Source organism: Micromonospora sp. NRRL B-16802, assembly GCF_001279555.1.
Taxonomy (GTDB): domain Bacteria; phylum Actinomycetota; class Actinomycetes; order Mycobacteriales; family Micromonosporaceae; genus Micromonospora; species Micromonospora profundi.
The window spans coordinates 57516-76759 of the sequence record NZ_LGEB01000060.1; the positions used below are offsets into that span (position 1 = coordinate 57516).

The 19244-nt window shown below is 70.6% G+C and carries 16 protein-coding genes; 13 read left to right on the forward strand and 3 right to left on the reverse strand.

What is annotated here, in order from left to right; genetic code table 11:
• Genes ADK66_RS15855 through ADK66_RS15900 form a run of 10 tightly spaced genes read left to right on the forward strand, consistent with a single transcriptional unit; the run spans position 1 to position 12521 of the window.
• Positions 1–2037: a dipeptide ABC transporter ATP-binding protein gene (locus ADK66_RS15855; protein WP_053655963.1), complete on the forward strand. Its 2037-nt coding sequence runs from the start codon at positions 1–3 to the stop codon at positions 2035–2037.
• The gene (locus tag ADK66_RS15860) at positions 2034–4085 is read left to right on the forward strand and encodes a hydantoinase/oxoprolinase family protein (protein WP_053655965.1); all 2052 of its coding nucleotides are present in this window, start codon (positions 2034–2036) and stop codon (positions 4083–4085) included. Before ADK66_RS15855 ends, ADK66_RS15860 begins: the two co-directional genes overlap by 4 nt.
• On the forward strand, positions 4082–5770 hold the full coding sequence (locus ADK66_RS15865) for a hydantoinase B/oxoprolinase family protein (RefSeq protein WP_053655968.1): 1689 nt from the start codon (positions 4082–4084) through the stop codon (positions 5768–5770). The genes ADK66_RS15860 and ADK66_RS15865 overlap by 4 nt, the downstream gene beginning before the upstream one ends.
• On the forward strand, positions 5763–7427 hold the full coding sequence (locus ADK66_RS15870) for a hydantoinase B/oxoprolinase family protein (protein ID WP_053655970.1): 1665 nt from the start codon (positions 5763–5765) through the stop codon (positions 7425–7427). The genes ADK66_RS15865 and ADK66_RS15870 overlap by 8 nt, the downstream gene beginning before the upstream one ends.
• Positions 7424–8689 carry an amidohydrolase family protein gene (locus tag ADK66_RS15875; RefSeq protein ID WP_053655972.1) on the forward strand — a complete coding sequence of 422 codons (1266 nt, stop codon included), beginning with the start codon at positions 7424–7426 and terminating at the stop codon, positions 8687–8689. The genes ADK66_RS15870 and ADK66_RS15875 overlap by 4 nt, the downstream gene beginning before the upstream one ends.
• Positions 8686–9099, forward strand: a complete 414-nt coding sequence (locus tag ADK66_RS15880) for a nuclear transport factor 2 family protein (protein ID WP_053655974.1) — start codon at positions 8686–8688, stop codon at positions 9097–9099. The genes ADK66_RS15875 and ADK66_RS15880 overlap by 4 nt, the downstream gene beginning before the upstream one ends.
• On the forward strand, positions 9096–10100 hold the full coding sequence (locus tag ADK66_RS15885; protein ID WP_053655976.1) for a zinc-binding dehydrogenase: 1005 nt from the start codon (positions 9096–9098) through the stop codon (positions 10098–10100). Before ADK66_RS15880 ends, ADK66_RS15885 begins: the two co-directional genes overlap by 4 nt.
• Positions 10097–10426 carry a TIGR04076 family protein gene (locus ADK66_RS15890; protein ID WP_053655977.1) on the forward strand — a complete coding sequence of 110 codons (330 nt, stop codon included), beginning with the start codon at positions 10097–10099 and terminating at the stop codon, positions 10424–10426. Before ADK66_RS15885 ends, ADK66_RS15890 begins: the two co-directional genes overlap by 4 nt.
• A complete protein-coding gene (locus tag ADK66_RS15895) occupies positions 10423–11421 on the forward strand; it encodes an LLM class flavin-dependent oxidoreductase (RefSeq protein ID WP_053655980.1) in 999 nt (332 codons plus the stop codon). Before ADK66_RS15890 ends, ADK66_RS15895 begins: the two co-directional genes overlap by 4 nt.
• A 5-nt stretch (positions 11422–11426) precedes the next feature.
• The gene (locus ADK66_RS15900; protein WP_231640054.1) at positions 11427–12521 is read left to right on the forward strand and encodes an alpha/beta hydrolase; all 1095 of its coding nucleotides are present in this window, start codon (positions 11427–11429) and stop codon (positions 12519–12521) included.
• A gap of 88 nt (positions 12522–12609) precedes the next feature.
• On the opposite strand, the gene ADK66_RS15905 is transcribed toward ADK66_RS15900, so the two are convergent.
• Complete coding sequence (locus ADK66_RS15905; protein WP_209274339.1) at positions 12610–13245, reverse strand: helix-turn-helix domain-containing protein; 636 nt, start codon at positions 13243–13245, stop codon at positions 12610–12612.
• Between the two features lie 181 nt (positions 13246–13426).
• Positions 13427–15460, reverse strand: coding sequence for a nuclear transport factor 2 family protein (locus ADK66_RS15910; protein ID WP_082377471.1), 2034 nt, complete (start codon positions 15458–15460; stop codon positions 13427–13429).
• A gap of 273 nt (positions 15461–15733) precedes the next feature.
• Between ADK66_RS15910 and ADK66_RS15915 the strand changes: the two genes are divergently transcribed.
• Together ADK66_RS15915 and ADK66_RS15920 are read left to right on the forward strand one after the other, a co-directional pair.
• Complete coding sequence (locus tag ADK66_RS15915) at positions 15734–16678, forward strand: acyltransferase domain-containing protein (RefSeq protein WP_053655988.1); 945 nt, start codon at positions 15734–15736, stop codon at positions 16676–16678.
• Positions 16679–16753: 75 nt separating this feature from the next.
• A complete protein-coding gene (locus ADK66_RS15920; RefSeq protein WP_053655990.1) occupies positions 16754–17146 on the forward strand; it encodes a nuclear transport factor 2 family protein in 393 nt (130 codons plus the stop codon).
• 107 nt (positions 17147–17253) lie between these two features.
• Here ADK66_RS15920 and ADK66_RS15925 read toward each other — a convergent pair whose 3' ends face one another.
• On the reverse strand, positions 17254–17583 hold the full coding sequence (locus tag ADK66_RS15925) for a TraR/DksA C4-type zinc finger protein (protein WP_053655992.1): 330 nt from the start codon (positions 17581–17583) through the stop codon (positions 17254–17256).
• A gap of 839 nt (positions 17584–18422) precedes the next feature.
• Between ADK66_RS15925 and ADK66_RS15930 the strand changes: the two genes are divergently transcribed.
• A partial coding sequence (locus ADK66_RS15930) for a non-reducing end alpha-L-arabinofuranosidase family hydrolase (protein WP_197281532.1) occupies positions 18423–19244 on the forward strand: 822 nt, incomplete at its 3' end.

The following is a 19244-nucleotide window of genomic DNA, read 5'->3' on the forward strand; positions in this document are numbered from 1 at the left end:
ATGCTGTCCATCGAGAACCTTTCCGTGCTCATCCGCCGGCCCGGCCGGCAGGTGGCAGCGCTCAGCAACGTGAGCTTCAGCGTGCGACCCGGCGAGGTCGTCGGCCTGGTCGGTGAGAGCGGCGGCGGCAAGAGCATGGTGGCCCGCGCCATCGTCGGCCTGCTCCCCGGCGGTTCACACGCCACCGGGCAGGTGCTCTTCGACGGGTCGGACGTGCTGCGCATGGACGACACGGCGTTGGCCGCACACCGGGGGCGGGGGGTGGCGATCTGCTTCCAGAACCCGCGCGGCGCGCTCAGCCCCACCCGCACCATCGGCAAGCAGCTCGTCGACCGGCTCGCGACCCACCAGGAGATGTCCGGCGCCCAGGCCCGCGAGGCGGCGCGTGAGCTGTTCGAGGCGGTCGGCATCCGCAGCCCGCAGCGCCGGCTCGACGCGTACGCCCACGAGCTGTCCGGCGGCATGGCCCAGCGGGTGATGATCTCGCTGGCCACCGGGTGCGCCCCCGACCTGCTGATCGCCGACGAGCCGACCACCGGCCTCGACGTGACGCTGACCCGGGAGATCCTGCGGCAGTTCCGGCACGCCGCCGACACCGACGGCCGGGGCGTGCTGCTGATCTCCCACGACCTCGCCTCCATCGCGGAGGTCTGCGACCGGGTGGTGGTGCTCTACGCCGGAACGGTGGTGGAGAGCGGCCCCGCCGAGCAGGTGCTGCGGGAGCCCGCGCACCCGTACACAAGGGCGTTGCTGCGCTCGGTGCCGGACGTCGGCGGCCGGCCGGTCGTCGCCACCCCCGGCGCCATGCCCCTGCTCACCCAGGCACCGGAGAACTGCCCGTTCGTGGCCCGCTGCGCGCACGCCGACGGCACCTGTTCGTCCCGGCGGCCGGCCACCAAGCCGCTCGCCGGCGGACGCGGTGACTGGTCCCTGGCCTGCTTCCACCCGCAGACCCGGCCGCTGGACGCCGGCGCGCCGTCGACGTCGCCCACAACGGCCGAAGCCGGCGCGGAGCCGGCCGAGGCGGACCGCAAGCCCGCCGTGCTGGAGATCGACGACGCGCACGTGGTCTATCGCAGCCGGTTCGGCTCCGGCGGTCACCACGCGCTGCGGGGCGTCACGCTGCGGCTCGCACCGGGCGAGACACTTGGCGTGGTGGGCGAGAGCGGCTGCGGCAAGAGCACGCTTGCCAAGCTCATCATGGGTCTTGTCGCGCCCACGTCCGGCACTGTCACCGTCGCCGGGCAGGCCCTGGTCAAGCAACCGGGCCGGCCCCGCCCCCGAGGGCGGGCTCTGCGGCGCGCACGTACCCGTGCCCAGCTCGTCTTCCAGGACCCGATCGGCTCGCTGAGCCCGCGCCGTCCGGTCGGCGACTCCATCGCCGAGCCTCTGCGGGCCGCTGGCCTGTCCCCGGCGGAACGGAACGCGCGGGTCGCCGCCGTGCTGGACCGCATGGAGCTGGACCGCTCGATTCTCCAGCGGTACCCGCACGAGCTGTCCGGCGGCCAGGCGCAACGGATCGGCATCGCCCGCGCCCTGGTCGGCGAGCCGAATCTGATCGTCTTCGACGAGCCGACCTCGGCCCTGGACGTCACTGTGCAGGCGCAGATTCTCGCGGTGATCGCCGACGTGGCCGCCGACGCGGACCGCGCCTCGGTGTTCATCTCCCACGACCTGGCGACCGTTCGGGGCTTCGCCGACCGGGTCGTGGTGCTCTACCTCGGCCAGATCGTCGAGGAGGGGCCGGTGGACGTCGTCTTCGACAACCCCCGGCACCCCTACACCCGGGCGCTGCTGGGCAGCGCACCCCGTCTCGGCGGGACGGCCGGATCCGACGGCGAGTCCGTTGAACTGGTCAAGGACCTCGAAGAAGCCGACGCCGCGACCGGGTGCCCGTTGGCCGCCCGGTGTCCGTTCGTCACCGACCGGTGCCGGGCGGAGCGGCAGGAGCTTCAGTCGTACGGCGAGAGCCGGGCCGCCTGCTGGCGCGTTCCCGAGCTCCCCGCCCTCATCGGAAGGCAGGCTGTCACACCATGACCCGTCGCCCCATCCGGCTCGCCGTCGACATTGGCGGCACCTTCGTGGACGCCATGGAACTCGACACGCGCACCAACCGGGTCCGCTTCCGCAAGGCGGCGACGACACCGGCCCGACCCGCGGACGGCGTGCTCGCCGCGATCACCGCGCTCGGCACCGACCTGTCCGAGGTGGAGCTGTTCATCCACGGCACCACCCTCGGGCTCAACGCGGTGCTGGAGCGCCGGGGTGGACGTACCGGAATCATCACCAACGAGGGTTTCCGGGACATCTTCCTGATCGGTCGCGGCAACGTGCCCTCCGACCACATGTACGACTTCCAGTACCAGCGGCCGGAGAGCCTCGTGCAGCGCCGCTTCACCGCGGGCGTACGGGGCCGACTCGACTATCGGGGACGGGTCGTGGAGGAGCTGGACCCGGAGAGCGTCCGGGCAGCCGCCCGCACACTCGTTGTGGACCAGCAGGTCACCTCGATCGCCATCTGCTTCCTGCACTCGTTCCTCGACCCGAGCCACGAGCGGGAGGCCGCGCGCCTCATCCACGAGGAGTTCCCCGACGTCAGCCTGTCGCTGTCGACGGACATCGTGCGCGAGTACCGCGAGTACGAGCGGACCAGCACCACAGTGCTTGAGGCGTACATCCGGCCGATCTTCGAGCGGTACGTGGACGAGCTTGAGGCCGGGCTGGCCGAGCGCGGCTTCGACGGACGCTTCCTGATCATGCGCTCCGGCGGCGGTTCGATGACCAGCGCGGTCGCCAAGACGGCACCCACCCACACAGTGCTCTCCGGCCCGGCCGGTGGCATCGTCGGTGCCGCCTACATCGCCTCGGAGCTGGGCCGCGACAACGTGCTCACCTTCGACATCGGCGGCACCTCACTGGACGCCTGCGTGATCGAGCGCGGCAATCCGGTCGCCGCGTACGAGGCGCAGCTGGAGCACTTCCCGCTGCTCATCCCGACGTACGACATCCGTACCATCGGCGCTGGCGGCGGCTCGATCGCCTGGCTGGACCACGGCCTGCTCAAGGTCGGCCCGCAGAGCGCCGGTGCCGACCCCGGCCCGGTCTGCTACGGCCGGGGCGGCACGAAGCCGACCGTCACCGACGCGGCAGTGGTGCTCGGCTACATGGACCCGGACCGCTTCCTCGCCGGCACCATGGGCCTGCGCGACGCCGAGGCGCGCGCGGCCATCCAGGAGCAGCTTGCCGAGCCGCTCGGCCTGACCGTGGAGAACGCGGCGGCCGGCGTGTTCGACGTGCTGCTGGCCCGCACCGTCGGCGCGGTCCGGCAGATCACCGTCGAGCGGGGCCACGACCCCCGGCAGTTCGCGCTGCTCGCGTTCGGTGGTGCCGGGCCGCTGCTCGCCCCGCTGCTGGCGCGGGAGATGGGCATCGGCGAGGTCATCGTGCCGTTCGCGCCGTCCGGTTTCTCCGCGTGGGGCATGCTGTCGGCCGATATCGTCAACGACTTCAGCCGTACCGTGATGGCCACCCTCGACGACGCGGACCTGACCGAGCTGGACCAGCTGTTCAAGGCGGTCGAGGCCGAGGCGGTGGCGTCGCTCGTGGCGCAGGGCGTTCCGGCCGGCGAGGCGGTGCTGGAGCGGCAGTTCGAGCTGCGCTACCTCGGCCAGGAGCACAGCCTCATGGTCACCGTCGGGCGCGAGCTGGACCGCGACGCGGTCCGCGCCGCGTTCGACGAGACGCACCGCGGCCGGTACGGCCACACGATGGGCAACCCGTTGCAGATCCTCAACCTGCGGGTGCGCGGCATCGGCCGCACCGACCGGCCGGAGCTTCAGACCAGGCCGCGCGGCGACGGCGACCCATCGCAGGCCCTGCTGAACCACCGGGACGCCTACGACTTCGGGCAGCACGCTGTGGTGCCGTTCGCGGTCTACGACCGGGCCGCCCTTGAGCCGGGCGACACCTTCGACGGGCCGGCGCTTGTCGACGAGGGCACCTCCACCACTGTGGTGCCCAGCGGCCAGCGCGTCACCGTCGACGACCACGGATACCTGCTCGTCACTCTGGAGGAAGCCGCATGACCACGCTGGACGGAGCCCAGGTCGAGGTCGTCCGCAGCTATCTGTTGTCGGCGGCCGAGGAGATGCGGGCCACGCTGATCCGTACCTCCTTCAACCCGGTCATCTACGAGGTGCACGACTTCGGCCTGTCGATGTACGACGCGGACCTGCGGCTGGTAGCCGAGGCCACAGGGCTGACGTTCTTCCTCGGCGCCAACGACTTCTCGCTGCGCAAGGGCGTGGAGTATGTGGGCCGGGAGAACCTGCACCGGGGTGACGTGGTGCTGCTCAACTACCCGTACTGGAACGCGGCGCACGCCTACGACGCCACGCTGTTCGCGCCGGTCTTCCGGCCCGACCCGGCCGACCCGGACGCCGACGGCGACCTCGTCGGGTTCCTCTGCGTCCGCGCGCACTGGATGGACCTGGGTGCCAAGGACCCGGGCTACGTGCTCGACTCGACCGACATGCACCAGGAAGGGGTCATCTTCCCGGGTACGAAGGTGGTCTCCCGTGGCGAGCCGGTGCACGAGATCCACGAGCTGATCCGTTTCAACTCGCGGATGCCCGACGCGGTGCTCGGCGACCTGCACGCGCAGATCGCCGCGCTGCGCACCGGCGAGCGCCGGATGCTGGAGATCATCGAGAAGTTCGGCCGGACCACTGTGGACCAGGCGATCGACCGGATCATCGCCGACGGCGAGTCCCGCGCCCGCGCCGCGCTGGCGACCCTGCCGCAGGGCACCTGGACCGCCGAGGACTGGGTGGACGACGACGGCATCACCGACGATCCGGTGAAGATGCGCGTCACCGTCACTGTCGCCGACGGGCGCTTCATAGTGGACTTCGCCGGCTCGGCAGCCGCCACCCGCGGCCCGATCAACATGCCGTTCGGTGCCACCGAGGCGATCTGCAAGGTCGTCCTGAAGTCGCTCACCTCGCCGGACGAGCCGTCGAACGCGGGCACCGTGGCGCCGCTGGAGGTGCGGGCCGAGCCGGGCAGCCTCTTCCACGCCGTCTATCCGCAGCCCACGTTCACGCTCTGGACCGGCATCGTCGCCGTGGAGTTGATCCTCAAGGCGTTGGCGCAGGGCATGCCGGACCGGTTGCCGGCCTCCAGCGGAGGTGACGTGCCCGGGTTCATGATGGTCGGCCTGCACCCGGACACCGGAAAGATGTTCGCGGTCAGCAACAACGACCTGGTGGGCTGGGGCGGCACGCCGCAGCACGACGGCATGGACGCCGCCACCCACGTCTCCGGCAGCACCGGCCGGGGCACCCCGATCGAGGTCATGGAAGCCAAGACCGGGATGTTCTTCGAGCGCTGGGAGATCCGGACGGACTCCGGTGGCGCCGGCCGGTTCCGGGGTGGTTGTGGCCTGCGGCGGGACATCCGCTTCGTGACCCCCGGCGAGTTCCTGACGGTCATCAAGAAGACGAAGAGCGCTCCGTGGGCCCTGGAGGGCGGCGAGCAGCCCGAGCCGAACCAGGTGGTGGTCTTCCCCGGCACCGATCGGGAGCACCGGGTGAGCACCAAGCGCACGAGCGTGGCGGTGGGGGACCGGGTGACGTTGTTGACCGCCGGCGGTGGTGGGCATGGTGACCCGGGGAGTCGGGACCCGGAGGCGGTCCGGCGGGACGTGGCCGAGGGCTACGTCTCACCGGAGGTGGCCCGGGACGTCTACGGAGTGGACGTCGATGGGTGAACCCACCGGGGCGACCGTCGAGGTCGTCCGCAGCCATCTCGTCTCGGCCGCCGAGGAGATGCGCGCCGCGCTGGTGCGCACCGCCTTCAACCCGGTCATCTACGAGGTGTACGACTTCGGCATCTCCATCTACGACCGGGAGCTGCGGCTGGTCGCGGAGTCGACAGGGTTGTCCCGCTTCCTCGGCGCCAACGACTACTCGCTGCGCAAGGGCGTGGAGTACGTCGGCAGGGAGAACCTGCACCGGGGCGACGTGGTGCTGCTCAACTACCCGTACTGGAACGCGGCGCACACCTACGACGCCACCCTGTTCGCGCCCGTCGTCCTGCCCGACAGCGACGAGCTGATTGGCTTCCTGTGCATCCGCGCGCACTGGATGGACCTGGGCGCCAAGGACCCTGGCTACGTGCTGGACTCCACCGACATGCACCAGGAGGGGATCGTCTTCCCCGGCACGAAGGTTTATTCCCGTGGCGAGCCGGTGCACGAGATCCACGAGCTGATCCGCTTCAACTCGCGCATGCCGGAACTCGTCATCGGCGACCTCAACGCGCAGATCGCGGCGCTGCGTACCGGCGAGCGTCGGATGATCGAGCTGTTCCAGCAGTTCGGCCCGCCCGTGGTGGATGCGGTGATCGAGCGGGTGATCCAGGTCGCCGCCGACAGCGCCCGCGCGGCGGTCGCCGCGCTGCCGCAGGGCAGTTGGACCGCCGAGGACTGGCTCGACGACGACGGTGTCACCGACACCCCGATCCGGATGCGGGTCACCGTCACCGTCGCCGACGGCGAGTTCACTGTGGACTTCGCCGGTTCGTCACCCGCGGTGCCCGGGCCGGTGAACCTGCCGCTGGGCGCCACCATCGCCACCTGCCGGGTCGCGTTCAAGGGCGTCACCACCCCCGAGGAGCAGACGAACGCCGGGCACTTCGCGCCCCTTCGGGTACGCGCCGAGCCCGGGTCGCTGTTCCACGCGCAGTACCCCGCCGCCACGTTCACCCAGTGGACCGGAACTGTCGCCCTGGAGCTGATCCTCAAGGCGTTGGCGCAGGGCATGCCGGACCGGCTGGCGGCCTCCAGTGGCGGCGACGTACCCGGGTTCATGATGGTCGGCCAACACCCGGACACCGGCCAGCTCTTCGCTGTCAGCAACAACGATCCCGTGGGCTGGGGAGGCACGCCGCAGCACGACGGCATCGGCCCGGCGAACCACCTCTGCCAGACCCAGGCGCGCAACACACCCGTCGAGGTGCTGGAGGCGAAGACGGGGATGTTCTTCGAACGGGTGGAGATCCGGACGGACTCCGGTGGCGCGGGTCGTTTCCGGGGTGGTTGTGGCCTGCGGCGCGACATCAGGTTCGCGACGCCCGGTGAGTTCCTCACGGTGATCAAGAAGACGAAGAGCGCGCCGTGGGCTTTGGCCGGTGGGGTGCAGCCGGAGCCGAACCAGGTGGTGGTGTTCCCGGGTACGGATCGGGAGCACCGGGTGAGCACCAAGCGCACGAGCGTGGCGGTGGGGGACCGGGTGACGTTGCTGACCGCCGGTGGCGGTGGGCATGGTGACCCGGGGAGTCGGGATCCGGAGGCGGTCCGGCGGGACGTGGCCGAGGGCTACGTCTCAGCGCAGTCCGCCCGAGACATATATGGAGTGATCGCGTGAGTGCCGCCTATTCGCCCGAGCCGTCGAGCCTGCTGCTCGGCAACTGCACAGTCCTGGACGCCCGCGTCGTGGACGGGATGGACCCCGTCACCGATGCCGGGGTGTGGATCCGCGGTGACCGGATCGCCGCCGTCGGCCGGTACGCGGACGTGGCCGCCGAGGCGCGGGCCGCCGGAGCGCTGACCAGTGTGGACCTGGACGGGGCGTACGTGACCCCCGGACTGGTGAACATGCACACCCACTTCTCGCTGTCACTGCCGGGCTCCGGGGGCGACAACGTCAAGGGGATGGGCGCGTACGACCTCGCGCACTACATGGCCGACGGTGCACGGCGTACGCTGCGCTCCGGCGTGACCACGGTGCGCTGCGTGGCGGAGAAGGACCACGCCGACTTCGCGCTGCGGCGGGCCATCAACGCCGGACGTACCTCGGGCCCACGCATCTACACCGCCGGTCGGGCGCTGGTCTGCACCGGCGGGCACGGCCACGAGAGCAACGACACCCTGGAATGTGACGGCCCTGTCGGCTTCCGTCAGGGCGTACGCAGCCAGATCAAGGCCGGCGCGGACCTGATCAAGGTGATGATCTCGGGTGGCATCGCGGGTGAGCACGAGAGCATCCACACGCCCCAGCTCTTCACCGACGAGATGACCGCGGTGATCGAGACCGCGCATGCGTGGGGCCGCAAGGTGACAGCGCACGCCGGTCCCGCCGAGGTGATCGGCGCGGCAGTGGAACTCGGGTTGGACTGCGTGGAGCACGGCTACCAGCTCACCCCCGAGGTGGCGGCGCGGATGGCCGAACGCGGCACGGCGCTCGTGCCGACGCTGCTGGTGACCCGGTGCAAGGAGTTCTTCGACGAGCTCGGCGTACCGGAGTGGATGCAGTGCCGCTCGCTCGGTGCCGGGCCCCGGCACCTGGAGAGCTTCGACATGGCCGTCGCCGCCGGGGTGGAGGTGCTCCTCGGCAGCGACATGCCCCCGTTCTGGGAGTTCGAGGGCACCACCGCCTCGGTGCGGGAGTTGGAGTACATGTCCGAGCGGATCGGTACCGCGCGGGCGATCCACGCCGGCACGCGTGGCCCCATCCGTTGGCTCGGCGCGGAATCCGACCTCGGCACTGTCGAGGTCGGCAAGCTCGCCGACCTGATCGCGATGGACGCCGACCCGCTGGCCGACACCTCGGCCTTCCGGGACGTGCGGTGGGTGATGAAGGGCGGGCAGATCGTCCGCGACGACCAGAACCAGGAGGACGTGCGATGACGTTCGTGGAAGCAGGCGCGGCGGCGATCGCCGCTGGCATCGATGACATGTACGACGCGTTCCTCGCCGGGGACACCGAGCGGTTCGACACGCACCTGCACGCCGAGGTGACCACCTGGGAGACGCACCTTCCCGGGCCGCTGCGTACCCGTGCCGAGTTGAACGATTACCGCGAGCAGCGCGACGCCGCGGGCCACCGGCCCCAACTGGCGGTGCTCGCCGCGCGGGACAAGCGCATCGACGTGTGGGACGACTTCGGCGTCGCCCGGTACGTGCTGGTCTCCCAGTTGGGCGCGGACGACGAGCCGGAGTTCACCCGGGTCACCGACGTGCTGCGCCGCATCGACGGCCGCTGGGTGATCGTGCACCACCACGCCGAGTTGGTACGGGATCCGGTGGTCGCGGCATGATCCGGCGGCTGGTCGCCGAGCGGACCGGCGAGCCGGCGGACGTGCTGTCGGTGGCCGAACTGCCCGACGACCCGCCGCCGGGTCCCGGTGAGGTGCGGCTCGCCGTGCGCACGGTGGGCCTGAACTTCCTCGACGTCCTGCTGTGCCGGGGCGAGTACCCGGTGCGGCCGGACCCGCCCATGACGCCCGGTGTGGAGGCGGCCGGGCGGGTCGTCGCCGCGGGCGCCGGAGCCGAGCACCTGCTGGGTCAGGAGGTAGTGGCCTGCCCGACGTTGCCGCGCGGCGCGCTCGGAACGACGGTCACTGTGGACGCCGCCGTGGTCGTGCCGCGGCCGTACACAGTCGACCCGGTGACGGCGGCGGCGCTGCCCGTCACCTACCAGACGGCGTGGTTCGCGCTGGAGCGTGCCGGTCTCACGGCCGGGCAGACGGTGCTCGTGCACGCCGGGGCCGGCGGTGTCGGCATCGCCGCCATCCAGCTCGCCGTGGCCCGTGGCGCGCGGGTGTTCGCCACCGCCGGTGGCCCGGCCAAGACGGCGATCTGCCGCGAGCACGGCGCCGCGCTCGCCGTCGACTACGCCTCGGAGGACTTCGTGGCCGCCGTGCTCAAGGCCACCGACGGCCGGGGCGTGGATGTCGTCGTGGACCCCGTGGGCGGCGACGTGTTCGCCCGGTCCTGGGAGTGCCTCGCGTTCGAGGGTCGTCTCGTCGCGGTGGGAACGGCCGGCGGAGCACCTCCACCGGTCGATCCGGTCCGGCTGATGGCGGCGAACGCGACACTCGTCGGCCTGTCCTGGGGTTCCCGGTACCCGTGGCAGCGCGCCTCGGCGGTCGAGGCCGCCTACCAGGAGTTGTTCGACATGTGCGCGTCCGGCGCGGTCCGGCCGCCGGTCAGCAGGGTCGTCTCGCTGGACGAGACACCGGCGGCACTTACCGAACTGGCCGCCCGACGGACCACCGGCAAGATCATCGTACGGATCGACGAGGGGGAGGGACCGTGAGCGACAGCGCCGACGGCGACATGGAGATCTACGACCTGAAGGTGACAGTCGACCGGATCGAGGGTCGGTCGGTGTGCGGCATGGCCGTGGGCGACCACTTCGAACTGACAAACAGCGCGCATCTGCGGCTGCCCGAGGGAAAGCACTTCTGCGTGTACGCGCTCGCGTCGGTGCTTCCGTTCCTCGCCGCGAAGCAGCGTGACCTGGCGGAGGGGGACTGGCTGGCCCAGGACTCCCACTTCATCTGCCCCGACCCGGAGGAGCGACTCGTCATGAAGGTGGAACGGACCTGCCGGCGCACGATGAACTCGGCGGACCTGACATGACAGTCGAGATCGGACTCGGCCTGCAGAGCGACAAGCCCGCCGGCGCGTACGCCCGGCTGGCCCGCGCCGCCGAGTCGCACGGCTTCGACGTGCTCACCGTCTTCGGTGACCTGATGTACCAGCCGCCGATCTTCCCGCTGCTGGAGATGGCACAGGCGACGAGCCGGGTACGCCTCGGCGCGGCCTGCCTGAACCCGTACTCGATGGCCCCGTACGAGATCGCGGGTCAGCTCGCGGCACTTGATCTGGCCTCGCACGGCCGGGCGTACCTGGGGTTGGCGCGCGGGACGTGGCTGGGCGCGGTCGGGCTGCCGCAGCCACGGCCGTTGACAACGATCGAGGAGGCCGTGGAGGTCGTCTACCGCCTGTTGCGGGGCGACCGGACCGGTTTCACCGGCAAGGTCTTCTCGCTGGCGCCGGACACCGCACTGCGCTACGCCGTGCAGCGGCCCAACCCGCCGCTGCTGGTCGGCGCGTGGGGTCCGCAGGGCGCGGCCCTGGCTGGCCGGATCGCCGACGAGATCAAGGTGGGCGGCAGCGCCAACCCCGACATGGTGCCGGTGATCCGGGAGCGTCTGCGGCCGGGCGCGGAGAAGGCCGGGCGCGACGTCGCCGACATCGGCATCGTGCTCGGCGCCGTGACGGTGGTCGACACCGACGGCGAGGCGGCGCGCGCCAAGGCCCGCACCGAGGTGGCGATGTACCTGGCTGTCGTGGCGGAGCTGGACCCGACGGTCGTGCTGCCCGACGACCTGGTGAAGCGGGTCGGCGAGTTGGTCGACGCGGGCGAGGACGAGGCGGCGGGCCGGTTGATCCCTGACGACGTGCTCGACCGGTTCGCGTTCTCCGGCACCCCGGAGCAGGTCGCCGCGCAGGCCCAGGCGCTCATCGACGCGGGCGTGCGCCGGGTCGAGTTCGGCACGCCGCACGGCCTGACCGACGAGCGCGGCGTGGACCTGCTCGGCTCCGCCGTCCTGCCCCTGCTGCGCAGGTGAGTCCCGTGCGGCTCACCGTCGTGCTCGGTCCCGGCCTGGTGGCCGACCACGCGCTGCTGGCGTCGCTCACCGCCGCCACCTGCGCCGAACTCGACGTCACAGGTCGGGTCGTCACCGCCGCCTCGGCCGACGAGATCCGGTCGCTGCTCGCCGCCGCGGATCCGCCGGCGGTGGTGCTGCCCGGCCCGACACCCGAGGCGCGCGCCCTCATCGGCGCCGAACCGCAGAACACCGTCTGGTACGACCCGACGGTCGAGCCGCCGGTGCCCGGCGCGGTCCACCTGGCCGGCCGGGGACTGTGGGGCGTGGCGTGGGCCATCCGGCACGCCGTGCACCGCCTGCGCTCACCCGCCACCCGGATCGCCTACGGCCCGCACCCGGACCAGTGGGGCGACCTGCGGCTGCCGTCCTCCCCGTCCGCCGAGGCGGCGCCGGTCGCGGTGCTGCTGCACGGCGGCTTCTGGCGATCGGTCTGGGGAGCGGACCTGATGGACGCCGTCGCCATCGACCTGGCCGGGCGGGGGTACGCGTCCTGGAACATGGAGTACCGGCGTCCGGACCGCCACGGCTGGGAGGCGACCACCGAGGACGTGGCGGCCGGCGTCGCCGCACTGCGGGACCTCGCGGGCGACGGTTCGCTGGACGCGGACCGGGTCGTGATCCTGGGCCACTCGGCCGGCGGGCAGCTCGCCCTGCGGGTCGCGGCGGACCTGGCGGCGGGTGAGCGTGCTCCCGTCTCCGTCGCGCTTGTGGTGTCGCTGGCCGGGGTGCTCGACCTCACCGAGGGCGAGCGGCGCAACCTCGGCGACGGCGCCATCACCGAGGCCCTGGGCGGCTCGCCGGCCACAGCCCCGCGCCGGTACGCCGAGAGCGACCCCATGCTGCGGCTGCCCATCCGTGTGCCGGCCCTGCTCGTGCAGGGCACAGAGGACAGCCTGGATCTCGTCGACGCCAACCGGCGGTACGCCGAGGCGGCCCGCAGCGCGGGGGACGACGTGCGCTACCTCGAACAGTCGGGGGACCACTTCGCCGTCATCGACCCGGATTCGGCCATCTGGCAGGCCACCATGACCGCCGTGGGACGTCACGTCGACTCGTGAGGCGCGACCTCTCCGGGTGCCCCGCAAAACCCCCGTCACTCTGTTCACGTATGTGAACAGAGTGACGGGGTCGGGGTGCCCGAAGGCGTCAGAACAGCCTGGGCGTGACCACCGAGACCACAGTCGTCACCGAGTCGGTGTCGTTGTACAGCTGGTGCGGCACCGACGACCGCAGGTGCACGCTGTCACCCGGGCACAGCCGGTGCTCGACGCCCTCGACCTCGTAGAGCAGCTCGCCGGAGATGACGTAGGCGAACTCCTCGCCGCTGTGGCCGTACGCGTTCTCCCGCCGGCCGCCGGGGGCGATGTGCACGAGCATCGGTTCGAGCACCAGCTCCGGCCCCCGGTCGGAGAGCATGCGGTAGGTCTGCTGCCCGGAGACGTACTGCGTGGTCACCGTCTCTGCCCTGGTGAGCGTGAAATGCCGGGGAAGCGGCGCTGCGGCGCTGTCGGGGGAGCTGGTGCCGGAGTCGAAGAAATCCGCCACCGAGTGGTCGAGCGCCTTGGCGACGCTGCCGAGCGCGGTCAGGCCGATGGACGAGATGCCGCGCTCCACCTGGGACAGGAAGCCGATCGACAACCCGGCGCGGGAGGCAAGGCCGCGCAGGGTGAGCCCGCGCTCCTTGCGGTACCGCCGGATGCGGGCGCCGACCACGCCGGCCGGGGTGCTCTCCTCCGCTGGGCCACCCGGGCCGGCCTGCTCCGACGGCGGCTGACTGTTCATGGACCGCACGAGGACCTCCTGTCGAGGTGGCGGGGGAGCCCGCCCGACTTTGTTCGATGGTATCGAACAAGCCTGCGGACATGCGAGAGGGAGCGCGAGGAAGCGCCCCTCCCGATCGGGACCAATCGGGAAGGGCGCCTCGTCATCGGCTCAGCGCGAGAGTCGGGCCTTCAGGGCCGGCTCAGCCGACCTCCACGCCGTCGACCTGCGGGCCGGTCGGCGGCAGCTGATAGCCGTGCCGCGTCATGCTCCAGTCCGGCCGCACCTCGCAGGGAGCGCAGTCGTACCAGAACGTGGCAGGTGTCCGACCGCTCACCGGGTTGCGGTAGTGGAACCACATCGGCACGATGTCGGGCCACTGGATGTATTCGGGGCTGCCGCCGCGGAAGCCCCTGGACCGCTCGCCGAGCGCGCTGTGCAGAACGTCCGGCGGGTAGATGTTCACGAGATTGCTCGGCGGCGGGTCGGGCAGGCTCGGATCGCGCGGGACCGCGCCACCCCAGCCCTGGGCCCAGTTTGCCGACTGCCAGTAGAACTCGTCGATGTCCAGACTCCAGATCCGCCAGATCCCGTCCTCGAGGACGAACTGGTCGTTGTACATCGCGCCGTTTATGTACCCGGCGTTGTTCGCCGAGGCGTTGACGTGCATCAGTCGGGCCCGGACCGCCGTCGAGCGACCGTCGTGCGATACGTCGATCACCGGTTGCGGCCGCCAGTGCAGCACGAGGAAGGACTTCGTCGTGGGCGGCGGGGTGTTGCCGTACGTGGCGACCACCGAGCCGAGGATCCGTTCGCGCGTGCCGTTCCAGCCGGCGAACGGCGACAACTTGTGGCCCTTCACCGCGTGCACCGCCGCCATCTCCGGCCAACGGCTGTCGTCGATGTAGTAGCTGTACGCCGCCGAGACGTTCTCGGACCCGTCGTAGGCGAGCGAACGGCTCAACCTCCGCTGGAGGTCAGCGAGGTCGCGCTTGGGGCCCTGCGGCGCGCCGGCCGCCTTGCCGGGCTTCGACGCGGGCGTACGGCCGGCGACGTCGAGGAACTTCGGCACCTTCACGGACGCGACCGGGCCGGTACCGCCGTCGCCCCAACCAGTGCCGTACGGCGCCGTGATCAGGGGCGTCAGGTGCATCTCCTTGAGCTTCCACAGGCCGCCCTGCTTGACGAAGCTGTTCCGGAAGACGGAGAACTGCCAGGACGCGCCGCTCGCGTCGTTGAGCATGCCGACCTCGATGCCGCGCGTGGTCGCCTTGGTGCTGTTCTTCTCGACGTCGACGATCGTGTCGAACTGCGGCCGGTCGTTGAGGATGCCCTGCGTCAGACCTTCCGGGCCCATTCGTTCCATCGCCTGGCGTACGCCGCTGGCGTTGCGGAACTCGCCCACGCCGTCGATGGTGACCTTCGCGCCGTTGGCGAAGAGGTCGACGACGTCCGTCCACATCCGACGGTCCACGTAGTAGCCGTACGAGTGCTGGAGATTGCGCACCGAGTCCTCGTCGTTGAGCGCCTCGATGCGGTCGGCGAGCTCCTTCGCGTTGAACCTGGTCCTGGGCGCCTCCCCGGTCGCCGCGGGGATCGGCACTCCGGCGACGTCGGGCGTGAAGTGGTAGGGAACGACCGGCACCGGCTGCCGGTTGATCGTCCGGAACCCGGTGGTGTAATCCCCCTCGTAGAGCGGGTAGTAGCGCAGCAGCGAGATCTTCCACTCGCCGTTTTCCAGCACGTACTCGTTCTGGTAGATGCCGCCGTCGATGCGGGCCGCGCCGGCGCCGTCGCCCAGGAAGCGGATCCCGGACCAGCGGCCCTTCGCGGTGCGGCCGTCGGTCGACAGGTTGACAAGTGGTTGGTCGATCACAGTGGTGTGCAGCGCGCCCTGGTTCGCGCCGTTCATCGCCCCGGCCTCGGTGGCCAGCCATCCCTTGATGGCCTGGTGGCCCGTCACGACCTGGTTGCCCCACTGGAGCGTGCCGTTGCCGCTGAACAGCTCCGCCATGTCCGCCCAGCGCCCGAACTGGGCCAGGTGGGCGTAGGAGCGCTGCACGTCCTTGACCTCGCGCAGCGATTCGACCCGCTCGACGTCGCGGGCCAGCGAGTCGAGGCTCACCGGGGCGTTGGTGCTCGCTGATGCCTGCGGTGCCCGCACGGCGACGTTCACGCTGACCGCCAGCAACAGCCCTGTCGCCGCTGCCGTCAGCCGTCTTGTCGAAGGTTTCATGGTCACATCCCTATCCGTGCTGCCGCGCGGACCCCGCGCGGTCGGGTGGGGGGACATCGGCATCGCCGGTCCGGGATGGAGGGCGATGCCGTGAAACGTACGCGACATGTTCATGCAACGCAACGGCCGAATCGGCTAGTGAACATCGTAGGGTAGCCGAGTCTCTTTCGGACATCTTCCGAACATTCGGTTCGCCTGATGCCCAGCTTGTGCGTCGACCGGGGCGGAAATCGGCGGCAGGTGAGTCGGCCCGCCAGCCGGTAGGGTCGTCGCGTGGATCTGGACGAGACGGCCGCCCGGCTCGGGGTGCCCGTGGCGGACGTCGAACGCGTACACCGCCTCGCCGGCGACCACCCCTCGGCTCCGCTGCCACCCAAGGACGACGCACCCGCGCTCCTCGACCGACTGGCAGTGCGGCCCGACGACGCAGCCGAGATCATGCACGGCTGGCCAGATCCGGGCTCCCCACTGTGGACTCCCGAGCTGCGCTGGCTGCTCGACCGCTCGACCGCCCTGGTCCGCGCCGACCTCGGCGGCCACACCTGGCTGCCGCCCGGTCCGGAGCTGCCCCGCGAGCGAGGCCCCGCCTGGCGGCACCTCTACGTGTACGCGTACCTGGCCCTTGTCGACGTTGCCAGGGGATACCACAGCGACCACGGGGTCGCCGACGCCGTCACCTGGACGTCCCTCGCCGACCTCGGCCGCAACCTCGCCGTCGACCGACGGATGCGCGGCGAGGGCTGGCCGGTGATGCAGAGCTGGCTGACGCTGCACGCGCGCGGTGCCGTCTATGAGTTGGGCCGCCTGCAACACCATCGCGGCGGCGCCACCATCGACCTGCACATCCCCGAGGCGGGGCCGCTGACCCCACAGGCGATCGACGCGTCACTCGACGAGGCCCGCGCGTTCTTCCCGCGCCACTTCCCCGACGAGCACTACACGGCGTTCGCCTGCGGCTCGTGGCTGCTCGATCCGCAACTGCGGGAATACCTGCCGGAGGACTCCAACATCGTCAGGTTCCAGCGTCGGTTCGAGCTGGAGCCCTACGAGGAGCCGGAAGGGCTGGACGCCGACGTCGAGGTGCTGCGGTTCGTGTTCCGCACCCTGACCACGCCGCTCGACCAACTCCCACGCCGTACCGCGCTCCAGCGCGCCGCCGTCGACCATCTCCGGGCCGGACGTCACTGGCGCTGGCGCCGCGGCCACTTCCCGATCTAGGTCGCCTGCTCGTTGAACGCCACGCGGACGTCGTTTGGCCGGTCGCGCCGCCCGACGGATGGCAATGTGAGGTCCATGAACAGGACGGACGTTGCCGATTGGATCGCCGGCTACGAGCGGGCGTGGCGGACGCCGGGCACTGACGCGTTGGCCGCTCTCTTCACCGAGGACGCGAGGTACCAGCAGGGCCCGTACTGGACGCCTGTCGTCGGTCTGCCGGCCATCGCCCGGATGTGGGAAAAGCAGCGCGAGGGCCCCGACGAGATATTCCAGATGACCACGGAGATCGTCGCTGTCGACGGCGACACGGCGGTGTCGCGCCAGGAGGTCCGCTACGGCGACCCGGTGCACCAGGAGTACCGCGACCTGTGGGTCATGCGGTTCGCCGACGATGGGCGTTGCCGGTCGTTCGAGGAGTGGCCCTTCTGGCCGGGACAGCAGCCAGCCAACTCGCCGGACGGGCCGTGAACGAAGCCTCCGCCACGGCCGCCTGACCGGCCCGGTCGATCAACGACCTCGCGCCCCGGGGGTGTGGCTGCCGTGCTGTAAGAACGGCACGGCAGCCACCTCGGGTGTCACCTGTTGTGCTTCTCCTGGCACGGCACGCAGAAGCGGGCGTGCGGGAGAACCTCGAGCCGCTCTGCCGGAATGGACTTGCCGCACTTCTGGCAGGCGCCGTAGGTGCCGTCCGAGATCCGGCCCAGCGCGCCGGTGATCTGCTCGATGTTGCGGCGGGTGGCCGACAACAGCGCGGCCTGGTGGTGGGCCTCGCTGGGGTCGCCGGTGTCCGCGCTGAGTTCGGTCAGTTCCCGCAGCCGCGCCGTCTGTGTGGCGAAGTCGTCGGCCAGGGACGCGCGCAGATCAGCCAGCCAACTGCGGTCGACGGCACGATGATCGATGCTCATGGTCTGCCTTTCAAATGGATCCGGGTAAAGAAAAAGGGCCGAAGCTGGATAGCTTCGCCCTGGCGGTCGTTTTGGGATGCAACGATTCCGCGGGAGGGCTTCGACCGCTTCGCGCCGGGCTCGACAGCCCCTGTGTAGGCGCGAAGTGCGGTGCGCGGACCACAGGCACCCGCATCCCCGCCATGCGCTGCGGCGCCGCCGTCACGTGGGCAACGCCGAGCACCGTCACGTGAGTGACGGTAGGCGAGCAGAACGTGACCGATGGCATGCATCCACCATAGGTTGATGTCTGCCCTAAAGCCAACGCCCTTCGCCGGATGGCCGGCGCAGCGGCGTGACCCGCGCGGCGTGCCGCCCAGGCTGCGGTGGTTCGTTCCCTTGACTGCCGGCCTGTGGCTCCGGGTCCGATTCGTGTGCCCTGCGGGCCGACCCGCGGCGCGCGGGGCGGTTGATCAAGTTATGCGTGGGCGTCGATGTTAGCGCCAATCAGCGGCCGGCTCCAAGGAGCCCAGCTCTGAGCCGTTGCGGCTGTCGGAGGTGAGGCCCACGGTGCCCGGCCGGGAGTGCTCACGCCTGTGGCGACAGCCTGTCACCGCCTGATGATTCCGGAACATTACGTCTTGACGAACAGCATGTTATCGCTCACAGTCGATGCTCAAGGACGACGATACCTGTGGCTTTCCGGGCGAGCCAGCCTCGTCGATCTGGATTCAGGCGTGCGCCAGGGCATGCAGACGTCTTGTAACCGCACATGTTCTCGACGCATGCCTCCGGCCACGCGTCGCGGTGCGCCCATCTTCGGGCAGACCGTTCGGCTCTTGGTCATGTCAAGGAGGATCATGTCTGCCTTTGGTAGGTCTCCATCGATCGCGCCGCCGTCGAAGCGACGGCGCGGATGGTTGCCGCGGTTGGTCACCGCCGGCGTGGCGGCAATGCTGGTAGGCGGTGCCGCCGTGGCGGTGGTGTCCTCACCCGCCGCCGCGGCGACTGTCGACACCAACGCGTGGTACGTACTGGTCAACCGCAACAGCGGCAAGGCCCTGGACGTGTACAACCTGGCCACGAATGACGGCGCGCGGATCACGCAGTGGGCGCGCAACAACGGCAACCAGCAGCAGTGGCAGTTCGTGGACTCCGGCGGTGGCTACTACCGGGTGAAGTCACGGCTGTCCGGCAAGGTGCTGGACGTCTACAACTTCTCCACCGCCAACGGCGGCAGCATCGTGCAGTGGAGCGACGGCAACGGCGTCAACCAGCAGTTCCGGTTGGCCGATTCGGACAGCGGCTACATCCGGCTGATCAACCGGAACAGCAACAAGGTCGTGGAGGTGCAGGGCGCCTCGACCGCCGACGGCGGAAACATCGTCCAGTACGACGACTGGAATGGTGCCAACCAGCAGTGGCAGCTCGTCCGCGTCGACGGTGGAGGCAACCCCACCACGCCGCCTCCGACGACTCCGCCGCCGGGAGGCACGTGCAACCTGCCGTCGACGTACCGGTGGTCGTCGACTGGTGTGTTGGCGCAGCCGAGGTCGGGTTGGGTGTCGTTGAAGGACTTCACGGTGGCGCCGTACAACGGTCGGCAGTTGGTGTATGCGACCACGCATGACACGGGTACGCGGTGGGGTTCGATGAACTTCAGCTTGTTCACGAACTACTCC